15 protein-coding genes are annotated in these 16,783 nt (G+C 52.3%); 4 read left to right on the top strand and 11 right to left on the bottom strand.

Features of this window, described 5'->3' with window-relative positions:
- Nucleotides 1-8 precede the first annotated feature (8 nt).
- Nucleotides 9-647, bottom strand: coding sequence for a 4'-phosphopantetheinyl transferase superfamily protein (locus AC4QZR_RS01405; protein ID WP_494479326.1), 639 nt, complete (start codon nucleotides 645-647; stop codon nucleotides 9-11).
- Nucleotides 648-735: 88 nt separating this feature from the next.
- Here AC4QZR_RS01405 and AC4QZR_RS01400 point away from each other — a divergent pair, with 88 nt between their 5' ends.
- Genes AC4QZR_RS01400 through folB form a run of 3 tightly spaced genes read left to right on the top strand, consistent with a single transcriptional unit; the run spans nucleotide 736 to nucleotide 3,014 of the window.
- On the top strand, nucleotides 736-1,704 hold the full coding sequence (locus AC4QZR_RS01400) for a WD40 repeat domain-containing protein (protein ID WP_494479325.1): 969 nt from the start codon (nucleotides 736-738) through the stop codon (nucleotides 1,702-1,704).
- Nucleotides 1,664-2,647, top strand: coding sequence for a DivIVA domain-containing protein (locus tag AC4QZR_RS01395; protein WP_253400717.1), 984 nt, complete (start codon nucleotides 1,664-1,666; stop codon nucleotides 2,645-2,647). Before AC4QZR_RS01400 ends, AC4QZR_RS01395 begins: the two co-directional genes overlap by 41 nt.
- A gap of 10 nt (nucleotides 2,648-2,657) precedes the next feature.
- Nucleotides 2,658-3,014, top strand: coding sequence for a dihydroneopterin aldolase (gene folB, locus AC4QZR_RS01390; RefSeq protein WP_116542954.1), 357 nt, complete (start codon nucleotides 2,658-2,660; stop codon nucleotides 3,012-3,014).
- 173 nt (nucleotides 3,015-3,187) lie between these two features.
- Here the strand turns inward: folB and meaB are convergent, their stop codons facing one another.
- The 9 genes from meaB to AC4QZR_RS01345 form a co-directional block, all read right to left on the bottom strand.
- The gene (meaB, locus tag AC4QZR_RS01385; protein WP_494479324.1) at nucleotides 3,188-4,168 is read right to left on the bottom strand and encodes a methylmalonyl Co-A mutase-associated GTPase MeaB; all 981 of its coding nucleotides are present in this window, start codon (nucleotides 4,166-4,168) and stop codon (nucleotides 3,188-3,190) included.
- A gap of 129 nt (nucleotides 4,169-4,297) precedes the next feature.
- A complete protein-coding gene (locus tag AC4QZR_RS01380; RefSeq protein WP_494479323.1) occupies nucleotides 4,298-5,449 on the bottom strand; it encodes a YncE family protein in 1,152 nt (383 codons plus the stop codon).
- A gap of 146 nt (nucleotides 5,450-5,595) precedes the next feature.
- Nucleotides 5,596-7,176: an alpha,alpha-trehalase TreF gene (gene treF / locus AC4QZR_RS01375; RefSeq protein WP_494479322.1), complete on the bottom strand. Its 1,581-nt coding sequence runs from the start codon at nucleotides 7,174-7,176 to the stop codon at nucleotides 5,596-5,598.
- Between the two features lie 343 nt (nucleotides 7,177-7,519).
- Entirely contained in the window at nucleotides 7,520-8,005 is a 486-nt protein-coding gene (locus tag AC4QZR_RS01370) for a hypothetical protein (protein WP_494479321.1), read from the bottom strand.
- A gap of 141 nt (nucleotides 8,006-8,146) precedes the next feature.
- A complete protein-coding gene (locus AC4QZR_RS01365) occupies nucleotides 8,147-8,554 on the bottom strand; it encodes a hypothetical protein (protein ID WP_253400711.1) in 408 nt (135 codons plus the stop codon).
- 175 nt (nucleotides 8,555-8,729) lie between these two features.
- Complete coding sequence (scpA, locus tag AC4QZR_RS01360) at nucleotides 8,730-10,883, bottom strand: methylmalonyl-CoA mutase (RefSeq protein WP_494479320.1); 2,154 nt, start codon at nucleotides 10,881-10,883, stop codon at nucleotides 8,730-8,732.
- Between the two features lie 166 nt (nucleotides 10,884-11,049).
- Nucleotides 11,050-11,520, bottom strand: coding sequence for a YybH family protein (locus AC4QZR_RS01355; RefSeq protein ID WP_494479319.1), 471 nt, complete (start codon nucleotides 11,518-11,520; stop codon nucleotides 11,050-11,052).
- The gene (locus tag AC4QZR_RS01350; RefSeq protein WP_494479318.1) at nucleotides 11,504-13,342 is read right to left on the bottom strand and encodes a methylmalonyl-CoA mutase family protein; all 1,839 of its coding nucleotides are present in this window, start codon (nucleotides 13,340-13,342) and stop codon (nucleotides 11,504-11,506) included. The genes AC4QZR_RS01355 and AC4QZR_RS01350 overlap by 17 nt, the downstream gene beginning before the upstream one ends.
- 91 nt (nucleotides 13,343-13,433) lie before the next feature.
- A complete protein-coding gene (locus AC4QZR_RS01345; protein ID WP_494479317.1) occupies nucleotides 13,434-13,814 on the bottom strand; it encodes a YkvA family protein in 381 nt (126 codons plus the stop codon).
- Between the two features lie 65 nt (nucleotides 13,815-13,879).
- Between AC4QZR_RS01345 and AC4QZR_RS01340 the strand changes: the two genes are divergently transcribed.
- The gene (locus AC4QZR_RS01340) at nucleotides 13,880-15,211 is read left to right on the top strand and encodes an amidohydrolase (RefSeq protein WP_494479316.1); all 1,332 of its coding nucleotides are present in this window, start codon (nucleotides 13,880-13,882) and stop codon (nucleotides 15,209-15,211) included.
- A 57-nt stretch (nucleotides 15,212-15,268) separates the two neighbouring features.
- Here AC4QZR_RS01340 and AC4QZR_RS01335 read toward each other — a convergent pair whose 3' ends face one another.
- On the bottom strand, nucleotides 15,269-16,675 hold the full coding sequence (locus AC4QZR_RS01335) for a T9SS type A sorting domain-containing protein (protein WP_494479315.1): 1,407 nt from the start codon (nucleotides 16,673-16,675) through the stop codon (nucleotides 15,269-15,271).
- Nucleotides 16,676-16,783: the final 108 nt, after the last annotated feature.

Genomic DNA, 16,783 nt, shown 5'->3' with positions numbered 1-16,783 from the left:
AAGGAGTATCAACGATCCACACTATAAGTGAGTACGTGGTTATGAAGCACTTCGTGATGGATCTGGTACAATTTAGAAAAATTATCGGTAATAACATGTCCCTGCAATAAGTTGTTTTCAGGGTTATGAGAAGGCTCCACCAATAAGTTTTCCTTAAAAATAAGTCGTTTTTGGCTGTACATCTTGTACAAAGTTTCTTTGGCACTCCAGTACAGACAAGTCTGCTGTTCATCGTCAGCGGTAAAAACCTTTTCCTGTTCAGTCAGAAACTTGTCGGCTACCCGCAGCGCCTTCGCGCTTACTAGTTCAATATCTATGCCAACATCATACTTTTCAGATAGTATAACGGCAGCCATACGGGGAGAGTGTGTAATGGAGAGCTGAAATTCAGTGCCTGCAAACACGGGTTTGCCGGTGGCGTCGCGCAACAAAGGCAGGGGTTCGCTGGTGAAATGTTGCAACAATTGGTAAGTAAGAGCACGGCTGGCCAGCCATTCGCGCTGCCGTCTTGGGTGTGCCAGTTGCAGGCTCTCATCAGGTATAAGATGGGGTGGCAGCAATGGGCGCAATGCATCCGGTGCTTCGTCAAGAAGCCACACACCCAGCAGGGTATGGGAATCAAGTTCGCGGGTCTGAAGCAGGGGCATGGCGGTAATTTTTGGTAAGCAACGGGAGGGTTCGCTGCGTTATTTGTTGTAAATTTAACTAAAATTAAGTGTAACAGACCAAGTACAGATGGCTAGCAAGATAGAAGTACAGAAAGTCGCCACCCTGACAGGCCACCGCGATTGTGTGTATACCCTGGAAGGCGGTGCTGCACCTGCCACCATTTATTCGGCGGGCAGCGATGGTATGGTCGCTTCCTGGGACCTGAATCAGCCCGATAACGGCGAACTGGTAGCGAAAGTCACCACGTCGGTATACGGCCTGCGGTTGATGCCGGAGCGCAACCTGCTCCTGATCGGGCAGAACCAGGAAGGACTGCAGGTTATCGACCTCAACAGCAAAGCCATCCATAAATCCGTGGCGCTACCCAAGGTGGCGATTTTCGACATCGCCTATGTGCCGGAAACAGGCCAGGTATACGTGGGGATGGGCAACGGAGGTATAGCCGTTATCGGGGCCGAAGACTTTGAACTGCGCAGCATGGTGCGTAAATCGGACAAGAGTGTGCGCTGCCTTGCCTACAACAAAACCACCAACGAACTGGCCGCCGGGTATAGCGATCATCTGGTGCGGATATTCGATGCCGGCACAATGGAGCTGAAGTATGAACTGCCCGCGCATACCAACTCAGTCTTTACAGTCGTTTACTCTCCGGATGGCACGCAGTTGCTCACAGCGGGGCGCGATGCCCACCTGCGCGTTTGGGAGGTACAGGAAAAATACAAGGAACGGGGCTATGTGATCGCCCACATGTATACCGTCAATCACATAACCTACAGCCCCGACGGGCGTTATTTTGCAAGCTGCAGCATGGATAAGTCCATAAAAGTGTGGGACGCGCAGACCTTTAAGCTGCTCAAGGTTATTGATAAAGTCCGAAATGCGAGCCATGGTACCTCGGTCAATAAATTATTTTGGTCGGCTCATCAGAATCAGTTAGTTTCGTGTAGTGATGACCGCACCATTTCGGTGTGGGATATAAAATTCAGTTTGGATCATGAAGATTACACCCTTAGAAATCAGACAAAAAACATTTGAGAAGGCATTTAGAGGGCTTGACAAGGACGAAGTAAATGCTTTTTTGCTGACCTTATCGCAGCAGTGGGAAAAGTTGCTCGATGAGAACAAAGACCTGCGCGGCAAGCTGGAGTCGGCTCACCGTGAGACGCAGAAGCTGCGTGAGGTGGAATCTTCTTTATACAAAACACTGAAAACTGCCGAAGACACCGGTAACTCTATACTGGAGCAGGCCAACAAATCGTCGGAACTGAAGATACGTGAGGCGCAGCTGCAGGCCGACCAATTGCTGAACACAGCCCGCAACCAGGCCCGCGTGGTACTGGAGGATAGTCAAAAGCAGGCCGAGCGCATGGTGAGCGAAATGCAGCAGGAGGTAAAGGCGCTGGAGCAGGACTATCAGCGTATGGAGTCGTACCTGGAGAGTATGGTGCGTGACCTTCGCAACCTGGCCAACGAGGCACTGGAGAAAGCCGAAAAAACAAAGTCAAAACCTAAAACCAGTACTGCCAGTATTCTTTCAAGAGCGGCCGAACTTCGGGTAGAACAGCCCGAGCTGCTGCGTAACATGAAAGATATGGAAACGACAACAAACCGAACAATACAACTGCCGGAGGCTACGGCCACTGCAGCAACTGCTATACCTGCTCTAGCTATTAGCAATGGATACGAGCCACTTGGCGATCCGGCCCCGGACGTGACACAGCCGCACCCGGAAATTCCGAACCCGGTAACGCCAGTGCCAAATGTGCCATCGCCGGAGATCGAGCAGCCGAAGCCTGACTATCCGGGTACTATACCTGCTCCGGAAATTGAGCAGCCTATACCTGAAATTCAGCCTGTTAAACCTGATCAACCGGAGATTCAACCGCCGATGACGGAGCCATCCCGCAATAGTCTCTCTGACTGGGCACAGAGCCGCCAGCCGAAAACAGCAGGTTCTTTTTTTGACGAGATAGGCTAGTTTAACGCGAATGGGACAGATTGCACTGGAGGGAATGGAATTCTTCGCCTTCCATGGTTTCTATGACGAGGAGCAGAAGATCGGAAATAAGTACGGCATCGACCTGTTCATTGAAACCGATTTGAGACGTGCCGCCGAAAGCGACGACTTGGGTGAAACCGTGAACTATGAAGTGCTGTATGCGCTGGCGTTGGAAGAGATGAGAGTCCCAGCCCGCCTGCTGGAGCACTTGGGCCACCGTATCATCGACAAAATCTACGACCGGTTTCCGTTTGTGCAGTCCGTTAAAATCAATGTATACAAGTTTAACCCTCCGCTGGGGGGCATTTGCAAGTGGGCCAAAGTTACTTTAGCAGAGGCCCGATAAGTTTACTTATTGATTGAAGAGCGGCCGGTGCAGCAATGTGCCGGCTGTTTTTTTTCTATCTTTTCAGCTTTAGGGTATGGCTCCCTTGTAGCTTAACCCTTTGCTCTATGCTAGCAAGGTTGTGACAGGATTACAACTAAGGTGTAATGAACCAGCATTGGGCTAGGGGGAAGTTATACCAATTTCAAAAGCTCCGAAGCTGCTGCAAAAGCTGACTTCCTGCCTGCTTTTACCTCATCGGCTATACCTGGCAACTGGTCTTTCACCTGCTGGTGCGCGTAGAAATTATCCTCCAGCCCTTGGCGTATGGCTTCGTACATCCATTGCAGGTTCTGATCGTGGCGCTTTTTCTCGAAAAATCCGTTTTGTTGCGTCAATTCCAGGTATGCGGCTACAGTTTGCCAGATGGTATCGAGGCCGATTTGCTCCACTGCAGAACACACGGAGACTTTTGGGAGCCAGCCAGAGGCGGCCATCGGGTATAGGTGCAGGGCGTTCTGGTATTCGGCACGGGCGGCTTTGGCTTTCATGCCGTTCTCGCCGTCGGCTTTGGTAATGGCAATGGCATCGGCCATCTCCATAATGCCGCGCTTTATACCTTGCAACTCGTCGCCGGCACCCGCCAACATTAGCAACAGGAAAAAGTCGACCATGGCATGCACCGCCGTCTCAGATTGTCCCACGCCAACAGTCTCCACAATAATGGCGTCAAAACCGGCCGCTTCGCAAAGGATGATCGATTCGCGGGTGCTGCGCGTTACGCCACCCAGCGATTTGCCGGCAGGAGAGGGGCGAATGTAAGCCTGCGGATTTATGGAAAGTGACTCCATGCGCGTCTTGTCGCCGAGTATGCTGCCGCCTGTGCGTTGTGAGGTTGGATCGATGGCCAGCACGGCCAGCTTCTTGCCCTGTGCCTCAATCAGGTAGTTGCCAAAAGATTCAATAAATGTGCTCTTGCCCACGCCTGGCACGCCCGTTATACCTATCCGCACCGATTTGCCGGCATGCGGCAGCACCTGGTTAATTACGTCCTGTGCCAGATCCAGGTCAGAAGCCAGCCGACTTTCCACCAGCGTAATGGCACGACTCAGCATGACACGGTCGCCGGCCAGAATGCCCTCTACATACTTATCAGCACTGAAACGTTTTGCCAAGGCGGTATAGCGTTAGGTATAGAATCGATTGCCTTACAAATTTAGAATATATGCATTACCAAGCCAGTTATTTGTTCGAAACAAAAAAGCCGGACATCGCTGCCCGGCTTTAAAAGTCGATTCTATACCTTATTCCATGTTTGCAGATCTGGCTGTGCCCGATCGTATACCTTGCGGAAAGTTCGGCAGACCAAGATCACTCTTGCGACCCCCTAAGTGCAGTCCCGTGTCTACATAGCCGCTTTCCTTGCCCAAAGCATCCGGGTTTTTGATCACGCCTAAGTGAATGTTATCCTGACGGGCTACATACATCTTACCATCCGGTCCCATTTGTATAGCACCGATGCGCGGACTGCCGGAAGTGCCAATGACCACAGCTGATTTGGCAATGGCAGCTTCGTCGCCAGCCTGCAGATCGAATTGGATGATCTGCGCTTTGCCGCCACCTTTGCCGTTCGCGGTACCATAAAGCTTGGTGCCATCCGGAGAAAAGCACACGCCATACGCTTCTTCGTAGCCTTTCAGCAGAATGGGATCCGATACCTCGCCGGTACTGCGGTCGAAACGGAGTACTTCAAAATTGCTGTCGCTGTCCCAAAGGGCGGCAGCCAGGCGGGTGCCGTCAGGAGAAGGAACAAGGTAGCCGATGGCTTTGCGGTGCGCGCCGCCATGCACGGTGCCCACATTGCTCATTACGGGTTCCACGTTCACACCCTCGGCTGTCACCAGGTAGGCCATATAAGCGTTACTGTTCCAGCGGTGCGCGATCACCCACCAGTCGCGGTTGTTGCTATGGCGTATGGCCGTAAGTTTTTCAGTAGCCGGAGCGATCATGAACACATTGCGAGCCGTAACGGCCCCGTTGCCATCGTCTTTGTTCATGTTCACCACACTGTAGCGCAAACCGTTGGACTGCGCCTGTATGTCCGTTGTGAAGATGTAAAAGACGCTGTCAGCAGCAGGCTTGGGTATAATCAAAGCAGACTGCGTAGAAGACTTCATGCCCATCAGGCCGTTGCCGTTTGGCATTACGCGGTGGTGCTTGTTCCAGACGGTGATGCCGTTGGTATAAAACAACAGATTGCCCGCTTTATCGGAGATGGTGGCGCTGCCTTCTTCGGTTTGCAGCCTGCTGTTAACCACTGCCGCTACAGTGTCGCCTCTGAAGATCAGACCGGCTCCTTTACCGAAATACCAGTTGGACGTTTCGCCCTGGGCAAAAGCTATGCATGTGCTCAGGAGCAAGGTCAATGCGGTTATCGTATGTTTAAGCTGAATCATATCCTGTTTTTCTGTATAACGCTGACTTTGCAAACTGAGTGCCAGTTTCTGAATCAATCCTCAGTTCAGATATAGCAGGTGCTTTTTATACCTGATCTCTATAACGCAATACCCGCCTTACATAGCGCGGTGGTACAGGTATAGCTTTAATGGTCTTGCATCAGGACAGGCGCCTTCTCTGTTATCGACTGAAGTTCAGGGTATAGTGCGAGCAACTTAAGGAACACACCATTCGTCCATCCGAAGCCATCCTGGTTGGGGTACTCACCGCCGCCTGCTTCGAGTTCCAGATTCTCTACGTTATACTTCTCCACCATTTTGCCTGTGTTTTCGTGCACTTCGGTACCGAGGGTGATCCAGCGCGTGGCGATGGTACGGGCCAGCTCTTCGTGCTCATAATTGCCAAGCGCCTGAATACTCATCCACTGCAAAGGTGCCCAGCCATTCGGGGCGTCCCACTGCTGATCGGTATGAACCAAAGTAGTGGCCAAGCCACCGGCTTTCAGGAAATCATTTTGCAGACGCTGGGCTACGGCATTGGCTTGTTTGCGCTTGGCCATGCAAAAGTAAAGCGGAAAAACGGCGGCCAGTGTAGGAATATCGGTGGTTTTGCCCTGCACGAAATCATAATCGTAGAAGAAGCCGTCACCATCGTGCCACATGTGCTGCAGTACTGCTTTGCGACGTGCTTTGGCTTTCTGGCGGAACAACTTAGCCTCAGCCGGATCGCGTTCCAGTTCGGCCATCTCAGCCAATGTCAGTTCCATGTGGAAAAGCAGTGAGTTGAGGTCTACGGGCAAAATGTCGGTGGTGTGGATCGTACTGAGGTTTTGTTTGTCAGCGAACCAGCGGCTGCTAAAGTCCCAACCCGATTCGGCAGCGGCCCTGATGTGGCGGTATACCTCTTCCGGGTTTCGGCCGGATTCCTGCGCGATGTGTACGTCTTCTTTGTAAGACTCGGGGCGGGGGGCCGGTTGGTCGTCCCAGTAGCGGTTGAGGATGCTGCCGTCCGGCAACAGCACCACTCGTCGGTGCGTTGGATTGGCAGAGGTGAGTTGCTCAGTCCCATCCATCCAGAAAGCATATTCTTTGCGAAGCGCGGAGGCATATTTCACCAACACATCGCGGCCTAGTTCCTGGGTGAGCAGGTGCAGCATCAGGGCATAAAAGGGTGGCTGGGAGCGACTCAGGTAATAGCTGCGGTTGCCGTTGGGTATATGACCGGTGGTGTGGATCAGGTGGGTAAAATTATCGACCATGTGCTGGATCAGCGCTTTTTCGCCGCTTACCTGCAAACCCAGTATCGTGAAAAAGCTATCCCAGTAGTAGATTTCCTGAAAGCGACCACCTGGCACCACGTAGGCGTGGGGGAGAGGCAGCAGTGAGCCGCCGCCATCGCCTGGCATACGGGTGAGCACAGGCCATAGCTGCCGTATATGTGCTGTTACAGATAAGCTGGTATCGGTCGTGAAGTTAGAGGACGGTTGTGTGGGCAGCAGAAAATGCTCCAGTACAAAGGATTTCAGATCAAAGCCAGGCTGCTGGTGCTGCTCCCGGTAAGCCTGCAGAATATGTGCTGGCTCCTGCATGGGCACGCAGTCTGCAAACGTTTTGGAATCCGGGAACACAGCCAGCAACTGCACATCACGAAAAAGCTCCTGCAAATCGGTTTCTGGTCGGTACTGCGCCTGTACCGGCAGAGGAGAGAAAATATAAGATAAAAGCAAAAGAATCAGATTTAGTGCGAAGTATGATTTTTTTGATTTGCCTTGCCTCATAGTCAGCGCTTATTATATGAATATCTATTCATACGAAATAAGGAAACAAGGGGCCAAGTATACTACTATGCTACCTGGTACACAAGCCCTCATCCTATAGGATTGGCTGTTTCCTGTATACATGTAGGAAATTCTTGAAAAAATCAGGATTAACTGAAAAGAGTGGAAGTGTTACTATGGTAATATAAACAAAGCAGGGAGCCTGGTTTTACAAACTCCCTGCTCTGCTAAACTTAACTGTATAGGGCAGCGCAGCCCCTCTGTTACTGTATGTCTAATTTTTAGTGGAAGATTAGTTACCAGTAGTTGAACCCGTTGTAGAGCCTGTGGTGGTGCCAGTCGTGGTCGTACCTGTTGTCGTGGTAGAGCCCGTCGTAGTCCCGGTCGTCATACCCGTGGTCGTTCCTGTTGTGGTGCCCGTGGTAGTACCAGTAGTTGTTCCGGTTGTAGTACCAGTCGTCGTACCCGTAGTGGTACCGGTAGTAGTTCCAGTCGTAGTGCCTGTAGTGGAACCGGTGGTTGTGCCGCCGGTCGTTGTCATGCCTCCCGTAGTGGTACCGGTTGTTGTTGTACCTGTAGTTCCACCTGTAGTGGTGCCCTGCATGCCGGCGGTGTCTTCGGTCATGTCAGTATCATCCATATCATTTTCCATCGTATTATCTTCCATGGTATCGGATGGCGTCTCTGTGGTAGTGCCCTGCTCTCCCCCACAAGATGTCAGTAATAATGCTGAACTCATAAAAAGAGTGGCCGCCGCTGTTTTCCAAATCATTTTCATAGCCTTTAAGTTTTTAGGTTTCACATCCTCTCTTTTACGATTAATTTAAGAACGAGCCTACTAACTAAGCCATAATTATCTGGTTATAACTACTTAATTATCAATAAGTAGAAGTGGCAAAGTGCAGCGAGAGAGCCTCTGTTAGCGGCTAAAAGGGTGTCGCACAAAGGATATTTGTCCCATGGCGTCTTTTTCGTAACGGGCTAATGTATGAGGTTCAAACTGAGAGGGGAAGTTCGGCTGCCCGGGTTGCACCTGATCCGGAGCTGGCTGGTTGTTCAGGAAAAAGTATACCCTGGTGGTGCCATACTTGGTGTGCGGCATGTAGTTACCATAAGCTTCCATCTCCTGCCACAGGGTATCGGCAAGTGTCACCGCGTAAATCCTGACGATTGGGCCGGTGTTATTCTCGTTGCGGTAAAAGGCCACCTCTTTAAAATCGCCTTTCAGGTCATCGACACTGGGCAGGGAAAAGGAGTCGTAGATGAAGTAGATGATGAGGGCAGCTGAGAGGCTTAATAGAATGTATTTCGTTGGTTTAGATAACATAAGGCAATTGTATAATTGCCACAAAGGTACAGCTTTAAAAGGGCTGTAGCAAAGTACTGGCATGCTGTATATCCTTCCTAACAGGGAGTGCGTCTGAAAGGCCATCGTCTTCCGGAAACGAAAAAGCTGCAGCCGACCAATGCAGCTGCAGCTTTCAATTGCTAACTCCTAACATTTAACTTCCAGATTCCACGGCTCTCCTGATCAATTGCTCCAGAATATTCTGAGCTGCTACAGAGATGATCGTGCCAGGTCCGAACACGCCTGTAGCGCCGGCCTTGAACAGGAAATCATAATCCTGGGCAGGTATAACGCCTCCTACGATCACCATAATGTCTTCGCGACGAAGTTTGCAGAGCTCCCCGATCAGCTGTGGCACCAGCGTTTTGTGTCCCGCTGCCAGCGAAGATACACCCACTACGTGCACGTCGTTTTCGGCGGCTTGCATGGCTACTTCGGCCGGAGTCTGGAAGAGTGGGCCAATGTCCACGTCGAAGCCGAGGTCAGCGAAGGAGGTAGCGATCACCTTAGAGCCACGGTCGTGACCATCCTGGCCCATTTTAGCGACCATAATGCGTGGCCGGCGACCTTCCAGTTCCTCAAACTGGTCTGCCAGCACTTTTGCCCGCTCAAAGTTCTCGTCGTCGGAGAGCTCGGCAGAGTATATACCTGATATGGATCGTATCACAGCTTTGTGTCTTCCGTAAATTTTCTCTAATGCATCAGAAATCTCGCCCAGCGTAGCACGGTAGCGGGCAGCGCTCACAGCCAATTCCAGCAAATTACCTTCCCCGGATTCAGCAGCCAAGGTCAGGGCTTGCAGGGCTTCTTCCACGGCTTGATTGTCGCGGTTTTCTTTTACCTGGGCCAGTCTGCGGAGCTGCGACTCGCGCACCACGGTGTTGTCAATGTCGAGGATGTCGATTTCCTGAATCTGGTCCGGGCGGTACTTGTTTACACCCACAATCACATCTTTGCCAGAGTCGATGCGGGCCTGCTTGCGAGCTGCGGCCTCTTCGATGCGCATTTTTGGCAGACCGGTCTCAATGGCTTTGGCCATACCGCCGAGCTCTTCCACCTCCTGAATCAGCTCCCAGGCTTTGTGCGCAATCTCGTGCGTGAGGGCTTCCACATAATAAGAGCCTCCCCAAGGATCCACCACTTTGGTGATATTGGTTTCCTGCTGCAGGTATATCTGCGTATTACGGGCAATGCGGGCCGAGAAGTCGGTTGGCAGCGCGATGGCCTCGTCGAGTGCGTTGGTATGCAAGCTTTGGGTGCCCCCCAGGGCAGCGGCCAGTGCTTCCACGCAGGTACGGGTCACATTATTGAAAGGGTCCTGTTCGGTAAGGCTCCAGCCGGAAGTCTGGCAGTGTGTGCGTAGTGCCAGCGATTTCGGGTTTATCGGGTTGAACTGCTGGATCAGCTTGGCCCACAACATACGGGCAGCGCGCATTTTGGCGATTTCCATAAAGTGGTTCATGCCGATGGCCCAGAAGAAGGAGAGTCGCGGTGCAAATACATCGATGTCCATACCTGCCTTCAAACCGGTGCGCACATATTCCAGACCGTCAGCCAAGGTATAGGCCAGCTCAATGTCGGCAGTAGCGCCGGCTTCCTGCATGTGGTAGCCCGAAATGGAAATCGAGTTGAAGCGCGGCATGTTCTGCGAGGTATACTCAAAGATATCCGCAATGATTTTCATGCTCGGTTCCGGCGGGTAGATGTAGGTGTTGCGCACCATAAACTCCTTGAGGATGTCGTTCTGGATCGTGCCACTGAGCTGCTCCGGCGCTACGCCCTGCTCCTCTGCTGCCACAATGTAAAAGGCCATGATCGGTAACACGGCACCATTCATTGTCATCGACACCGACATCTCGTTCAGCGGAATCTGGTCGAAGAGAATCTTCATGTCCTCCACCGAATCGATGGCCACGCCGGCCTTGCCCACGTCGCCTACCACACGCGGGTGATCGGAGTCGTAGCCGCGGTGCGTAGCCAGGTCAAATGCTACCGAGAGCCCTTTCTGTCCGCCGGCCAGGTTACGGCGATAGAAAGCGTTGGATTCTTCAGCGGTGGAGAATCCGGCATACTGGCGGATGGTCCACGGCTTCTGCACATACATGGTGCTATAAGGCCCGCGCAGGTATGGTGGCAGACCAGCGGCAAAGTCCAGGTGCTCGAAGTGTTGCACATCCTCGGAGGTATAGTAGCTCTTGAGCGGAATTTGCTCGGCCGTTTTCCAGTCCTTCGGCTGCAGCGGGCCTTTCGGCCCGTGCTCTGCCTTGGCGACTCTGTTGATGTCTATGTTCGAAAAGTCAGGTTTCATGGGTTAATTTTTGAATGAGTGATTGAGTGAAGGAGTGAATAGGTATACAGTCAATTCAAACTCTCATCAATCTCCATTTATCTTTTATATTTCAGAATGAGCCAGCGCGTGAAATCATTTAAAAAATCAATTCACTCAACCACTCATTCACTAATTCAGTCATTTTCTAACTCGCGTGCTCGGAGGTGATGACCCAACGGCCATTTACCTTTTTCCAGAGCTGCGACGATACACCGCCCATCAGTTTTTTGCCTTGCAAGTCTATCTTCCAGCGGTACACATAGTACACGGCTTCCGGTCCTACCTGCTCGATGTGCAACGGTTCGTAGGTATAGTCGCCCATTTTGCTGCGGTCGGTGAAGTCGGTTTTGAACATCTCCAGCACTTCCTGCCAGCCTTTTTCGGTGCCGTTACGGCTTATCCAGAGCATGTCCGGCGACTCCCAGTAAAAGTCCATCGCCTTTTCCAGTTCGCCTTTGTTCCAGGCAGCTACTTGTCCGTCAAGGGCTTGCTTAACTTCTGTTATCGCGTCGATCATGGTTGCTGGTTTGTTGTTTTTGAATGTAAAGGCTGTTACGGTCATCACCAGTATACCTGCTAACAGGTATAGCAGGCGGCTTCTAATGCTTATCGTCATTGTTTTCATCCCGTTCCAGGCGCCTCTGCACTAACTCTAAGATAGTCGACATGTCGCAGTCTTCGAAAATAAACTCGTCATACCCGTGGGCTACCAGTTCGTCTTTCATATGCTGCGGATCGTCGGCCATGATGATAGTCGACTTGGATTCGTGCTGACGAATCTTGGGGCCAAACTCGCGGGCATAGGTTGCTTCCGAAGTGGAAACGACCACTACTTCAGCGGCTGCATGCAATAGCCTGGTAACGGCGGTTTCCACGTCGTCGTACTGCTGTACCTCTGTCTCAAAGCCGGCACAGCTGAAGAACTCCTTCGCGAACGAGGCATTGATGTGGCGCTTGGCTGCCTGCCCGATCACGGCAACAATCGCTCTCGGACGGCGCTTGCGCTTGCGCAAATGCAGCTCGGTTGCCATGCGCATCACCTCTGTCGGGTAGGCAGCGCGAGTCGTGTCGAACTCGGCGCGCTGGATCAGCTCCTCCGGGTCGAAGTCAATCTGCTCTTTCGGGTTCGGGTATTTGTTGGTGCCCACCAGCACCATGCGGCCCGTCGCGATGTCGCGGAACTTCTGGCGACTCACTTCGGTGATAGAGCTCAGGATAAAACCACTTTCGTAAGCGGCCTCAAAACCTCCCTGTGCTTCCACTTCTTTAAATAGCTCCCATGCTTTTGAGGCCAGTTCGTTGGTGAGCGACTCGAGGTAGTAGGAGCCGGCAGCAGGGTCCACGGCTTTGTCCAGGTAGGATTCCTCTTTGAGGATAATGGACACGTTGCGGGCAATGCGCTCCGAGAACTCGTCTGAATCCTTGAAGGTGCTGTCGAAAGGCAGCACGGTGAGCGAATCAGCACCGGCGAGAACGGCCGACATGGCCTCCGTGGTCACGCGCAGCATGTTCACGTAGGGGTCGAGCGTGGTCTGGTACCAGCTGGAAGTCGTGCTGTGGATGCGCAGCTTGGCGGCCAGTGCCGGGTCAGCCTGGTAGGCCTCTGCCACAGCGGACCACAACAGGCGAAGCGCACGCAGCTTGGCGATCTCGAAAAAGTAATTGGTGCCGGCTCCCATGCAGAACAGCATGTTGCGCAGCACCGACTCCAGTGGCTCACCGGCTGTGGTAAGGCGATCGGTATAGGCCACGGCAGCACTCAGGGTATAGGCCACTTCCTGCGTGAGTGAAGCGCCGATGCTACTGAAATTGGTGCCACAAACCGTCACACCGTAGAAGTCGGGGCTATCTTTGGTCAGGTCGAGCACCTGGGTGATGGTTTTGATTTCTTTAACGCTGAGCTGGCCATTTCCTGACATCGGGTCGTAGTTCAGAAAGCCCTTCAGGTTGCGGTGCGAGATGTTCTGCTCCGAAAGCGAGGTATAGAGCCTTTTGAGGAAGGCTGCCGGGTCACTGCCCAGGGTATAGCTGACAGACTGTGTGGTCAGGTCGAGCTGCCCGGTCAGGTAGGCGACATCAAAAGCCTGCGGATCTTCCACGATAAAGAGAACGCCATCGGCGCCCCTGCTCAGGGCATCAGCCGCTTTGTCGATGGTAGGTATACCGTTGCCTTGAGCTTTTATTTTCTGGATGTTCTGCCAGCCGTTGTCACTGCCGGTGGTGCCGCGCAGAAAGGGAAAGTCGCCGGGTTTTTGTTGCGCAAAGAGCAGGTGCTGAATGTCTTCGCGGGTATAGTAGGGCTTGATCGTAATGCCTTCATAGGTATGCCAGTCCAGGCTTTCGAGTGGGGTCTCGCGCAGGTCCTTCTGTGTGCGCGCCGCCCAATCGGCTGCCGTGCCCGGCTTGAATTCTGAGAATAGCTTCTGCTCGTCAGTCATCGTGTAGGGGTGTTATTTCCTGTAAATATATACTTTCTCTTGCAGCTTATGAAAAGCGGGAAGAAGGTCTGGCTGTTTTACCACTGTGAATTTAGTCTACGTGAACCACAAAGCGCAGGTATAGCCAAAAACCCAATAAGAGCCAGACCAGGACAATGACAGCCGCCATGAAGTAGTTGGGCTTTCGTTCCAGAAGCTGTTGCCTGGCCTTTACGCGGTACTCCGCTACAACCTCTGCGGGCAGCAGCTTCAGGGAGAGCCAGATGCCGAGCGGGAGCAAGATCAGATCGTCGAGATAACCCAGCACAGGTATAAAGTCCGGTATCAGGTCGATCGGGCTCAAGGCATAGGCAACCGTGAGAATCAGTACTACCTTGGCAAAAAATGGCACGCGCGGGTCGCGGTAGGCCAGGTATAGGGTATAGATGTCCTCTTTGAGTTTGCGGACGGTGGCTTTCCATTGCTGCAGCATGGATTGTTGTACGGCTATTCCAAAAAATATGTAGCTTTAGAGGAAGCAAACACTTGATCTTAAAAATGATACAGCCTTATACCTTCTTTCAAAAAGCACTGCCCCTCTGCCTGGGGCTGCTCATGACTGTACCTGCCCTTGCGCAGGACTCCAAACTGCTGGCCAGGGCCAACACCATGGCCGATAAACTGGAGCCGAAAGTGATCGAGTGGCGACGCGACTTTCACCAATATCCGGAGCTGGGCAACCGCGAGACCAAGACAGCCGAAAAGATTGCAGACCACCTGCGCAAACTAGGTATAGAGGTACAAACGGGAGTGGCGCATACCGGTGTGGTAGGCATCCTGAAAGGTGGGAAACCTGGTCCGGTTGTAGCCCTGCGCGCCGATATAGACGGTCTGCCGGTGACGGAGCGAACGGATGTACCTTTTGCTTCCAAAGAGCGCAGCACTTACAACGGACAGGAGGTAGGGGTGATGCACGCCTGCGGCCACGACACGCACATCGCCATGCTGATGGGTGCCGCCGAGGTGCTGGCAGGTATGAAAAAAGACCTGAAAGGAACCGTGAAGTTTATTTTTCAGCCTGCTGAAGAAGGGTCTCCGGTAGGCGAGGAAGGCGGCGCCGCTCTGATGGTAAAAGAGGGCGTGCTCGACAAGGGGCCGAAACCGGAAGTGATCTTTGGATTGCATATTAACTCGCAGACGGAGGTGGGCACCATCAAGTATACGCCGGGCGGAACTATGGCGAGCGCCGACATTTTCCGCATCAAAGTAAAAGGCAAGCAGTCGCACGGCGCCTACCCCTGGTCAGGTATAGACCCGATCGTGGTGTCCGCTCAGATCATCAACGGCCTGCAAACCATCATCAGCCGACAGACGCAGTTGCCGGAAGGCGCCGCCGTGATCACGGTGGGCAGCATTCACGGTGGTGTGCGCAACAATATCATTCCGGAGGAGGTGCTGATGGAAGGAACGATCCGGGCACTGGACATGGACATGCAGAAGAAACTGCACGAGAAACTGAAGCTCACCGCCACCAAAATTGCAGAAGCCAGCGGAGCAGTCGCTGAAGTAGAGATCATCCCGCAAACTCCTGTTACCTACAACGACCTGGCCCTGACCGAGCGCATGCTGCCCACCCTGCACACCGTGGCTGGCCGCGACAAAGTAGTGCTGGCCAAGGCGGTGACCGGCGCCGAGGATTTTGCGTTCTACCAGGAGAAGATACCGGGCTTGTTCCTTTTCGTTGGCGGGATGTCAAAAGGCAAAAAGCCCGAAGAAGTAGCCCCACACCACACACCGGATTTCTTTATAGATGAAAGCGGCCTGACGCTAGGCGTGAAAACCCTCACCAGCCTGACTTTGAACTACATGGAAGGAAAAGGCAAAAAGTAAACAGGTATAGAAAAGCCTCCCTCAACTAGTAATGAGGGAGGCTTTTTATTGAATAGTTTACTGCAGTACCAGCTTGCCTGTTTCGATGGGCGAGAGCTGGCTGGTTAAGGTATAGGTATAGAGCCCTGACGCAAGTTTGGCCGGGCGGGCGAAATCGTTTTTCCCCGGCCGCAAGGTATAGCTCGCCACCACTTTGCCCGTCACGTCGCGCACCAGCAGGTGGAGGGCCGGCAAATCGGGGGCCTCTATGGTGAACTCGCTCCGCACCGGGTTGGGGTATAGCTTCGGCCTTTCGGGAGGGGTGTCATCGCCGGAGGAAAGCGGACGCCGCTGCTCGCCCACATATAGGTAAGCGAAGGCCCAGTCATCCTCCACTTTGCTATAAGGGAGCCTATCTCCCGTAAATTTTTCTACCGGTCTGCCGCGCATGCCCATCAGGTAGGGTTCCGTGCGCTCCATGTCAGGGCCAGGAGTGAAGGAATAGGTAATGGCAAAGCCACCTGCTGTATCCCGGAAAGCCAGCGACGTGTTGATTAGTTCTAAGGTATCTATCTCCCCGAATAGCCTGGCACTTAGTGGCAAGTCACTGGCCGGATTCTTTTGCAGGTAAAACTCCAGTTTCACCGGCTGTCCGGGCCAGGTCTGAATAGAGCCATCGTCGTTCACCGTCAGTCGGTTCTTGTTCAGGAGGCTCATTTTCGGTTGATCTGTCCGCTCGGTCACCAGAAAAGACATGTCGACTATCATATGGCCTATTTCCCTGCCATCACGCATTTCTGTTACTTTTAGAGCGATCACATATTCTCCTTTTTGAACGGGATTTGGCCAGTGGATTTCCCCAAATTCGCTCACTGTTAACCCCTCCGGAGGCCAATAATCGGGAACATCTGCAATCTCGAAAGAAGAAGATTTGTGTTTGGGAGTTACCAAATCATACTGCAGGTAGTCCCCATCTTCGTCATAGGCTAAGAAATTGTGTGTCCAGGGTTCACCCGTATAGGCTGCGGTAATTGGTACGCCGGCAAGCTTCGCCCCATGCAGATTTTGAGTAGCGGTACCTGCCTTCACGAGTGTAACTATTTTCAAAGTTATTAAGTCACTGGGTGCTGCCATGTTGATGATCCCCCCATTCCGGTTCTCGCCAGTCCAATGCACGGTATAGTTTCCAGGCGCGGCGTAGGTATGGCTCCAGGTGAAAATTTCCTTATCATAACGATGGGAATAAGGAGTAATTCTGGCTCTTTCAACCTTCTGAACCTTGCCATCGCCCATGCTTATGGATACAAAAGGATCATCCGCAGATGAGGCGGCTTTTGTGTAAAGCGTAAACACAAAATCAAACTTAAGCGGGTTCTGTGGGTCGGTTGTATAGCTGATGTAGCCGCTGTAAATGTGCGTGGCCTGTACTAGCAACGGCGCAAAAAATAAGGCAGTAATCCAAAAAGTAAGGTATACTTTGTTCATAGCCAAGCAGTTATAAGTAGAGGTTTATAATAATACGATTTATAGTTATATTTTAGTATTATTTATTTAATTATTTGACTATTTATTGCTTATTCTATTCATACACTG

This window comes from Pontibacter sp. YIM B11418 (genome assembly GCF_059278805.1).
The sequence above is the reverse complement of the archived record's forward strand: the minus strand, read 5'-3'. Positions and strand labels throughout refer to the sequence as shown.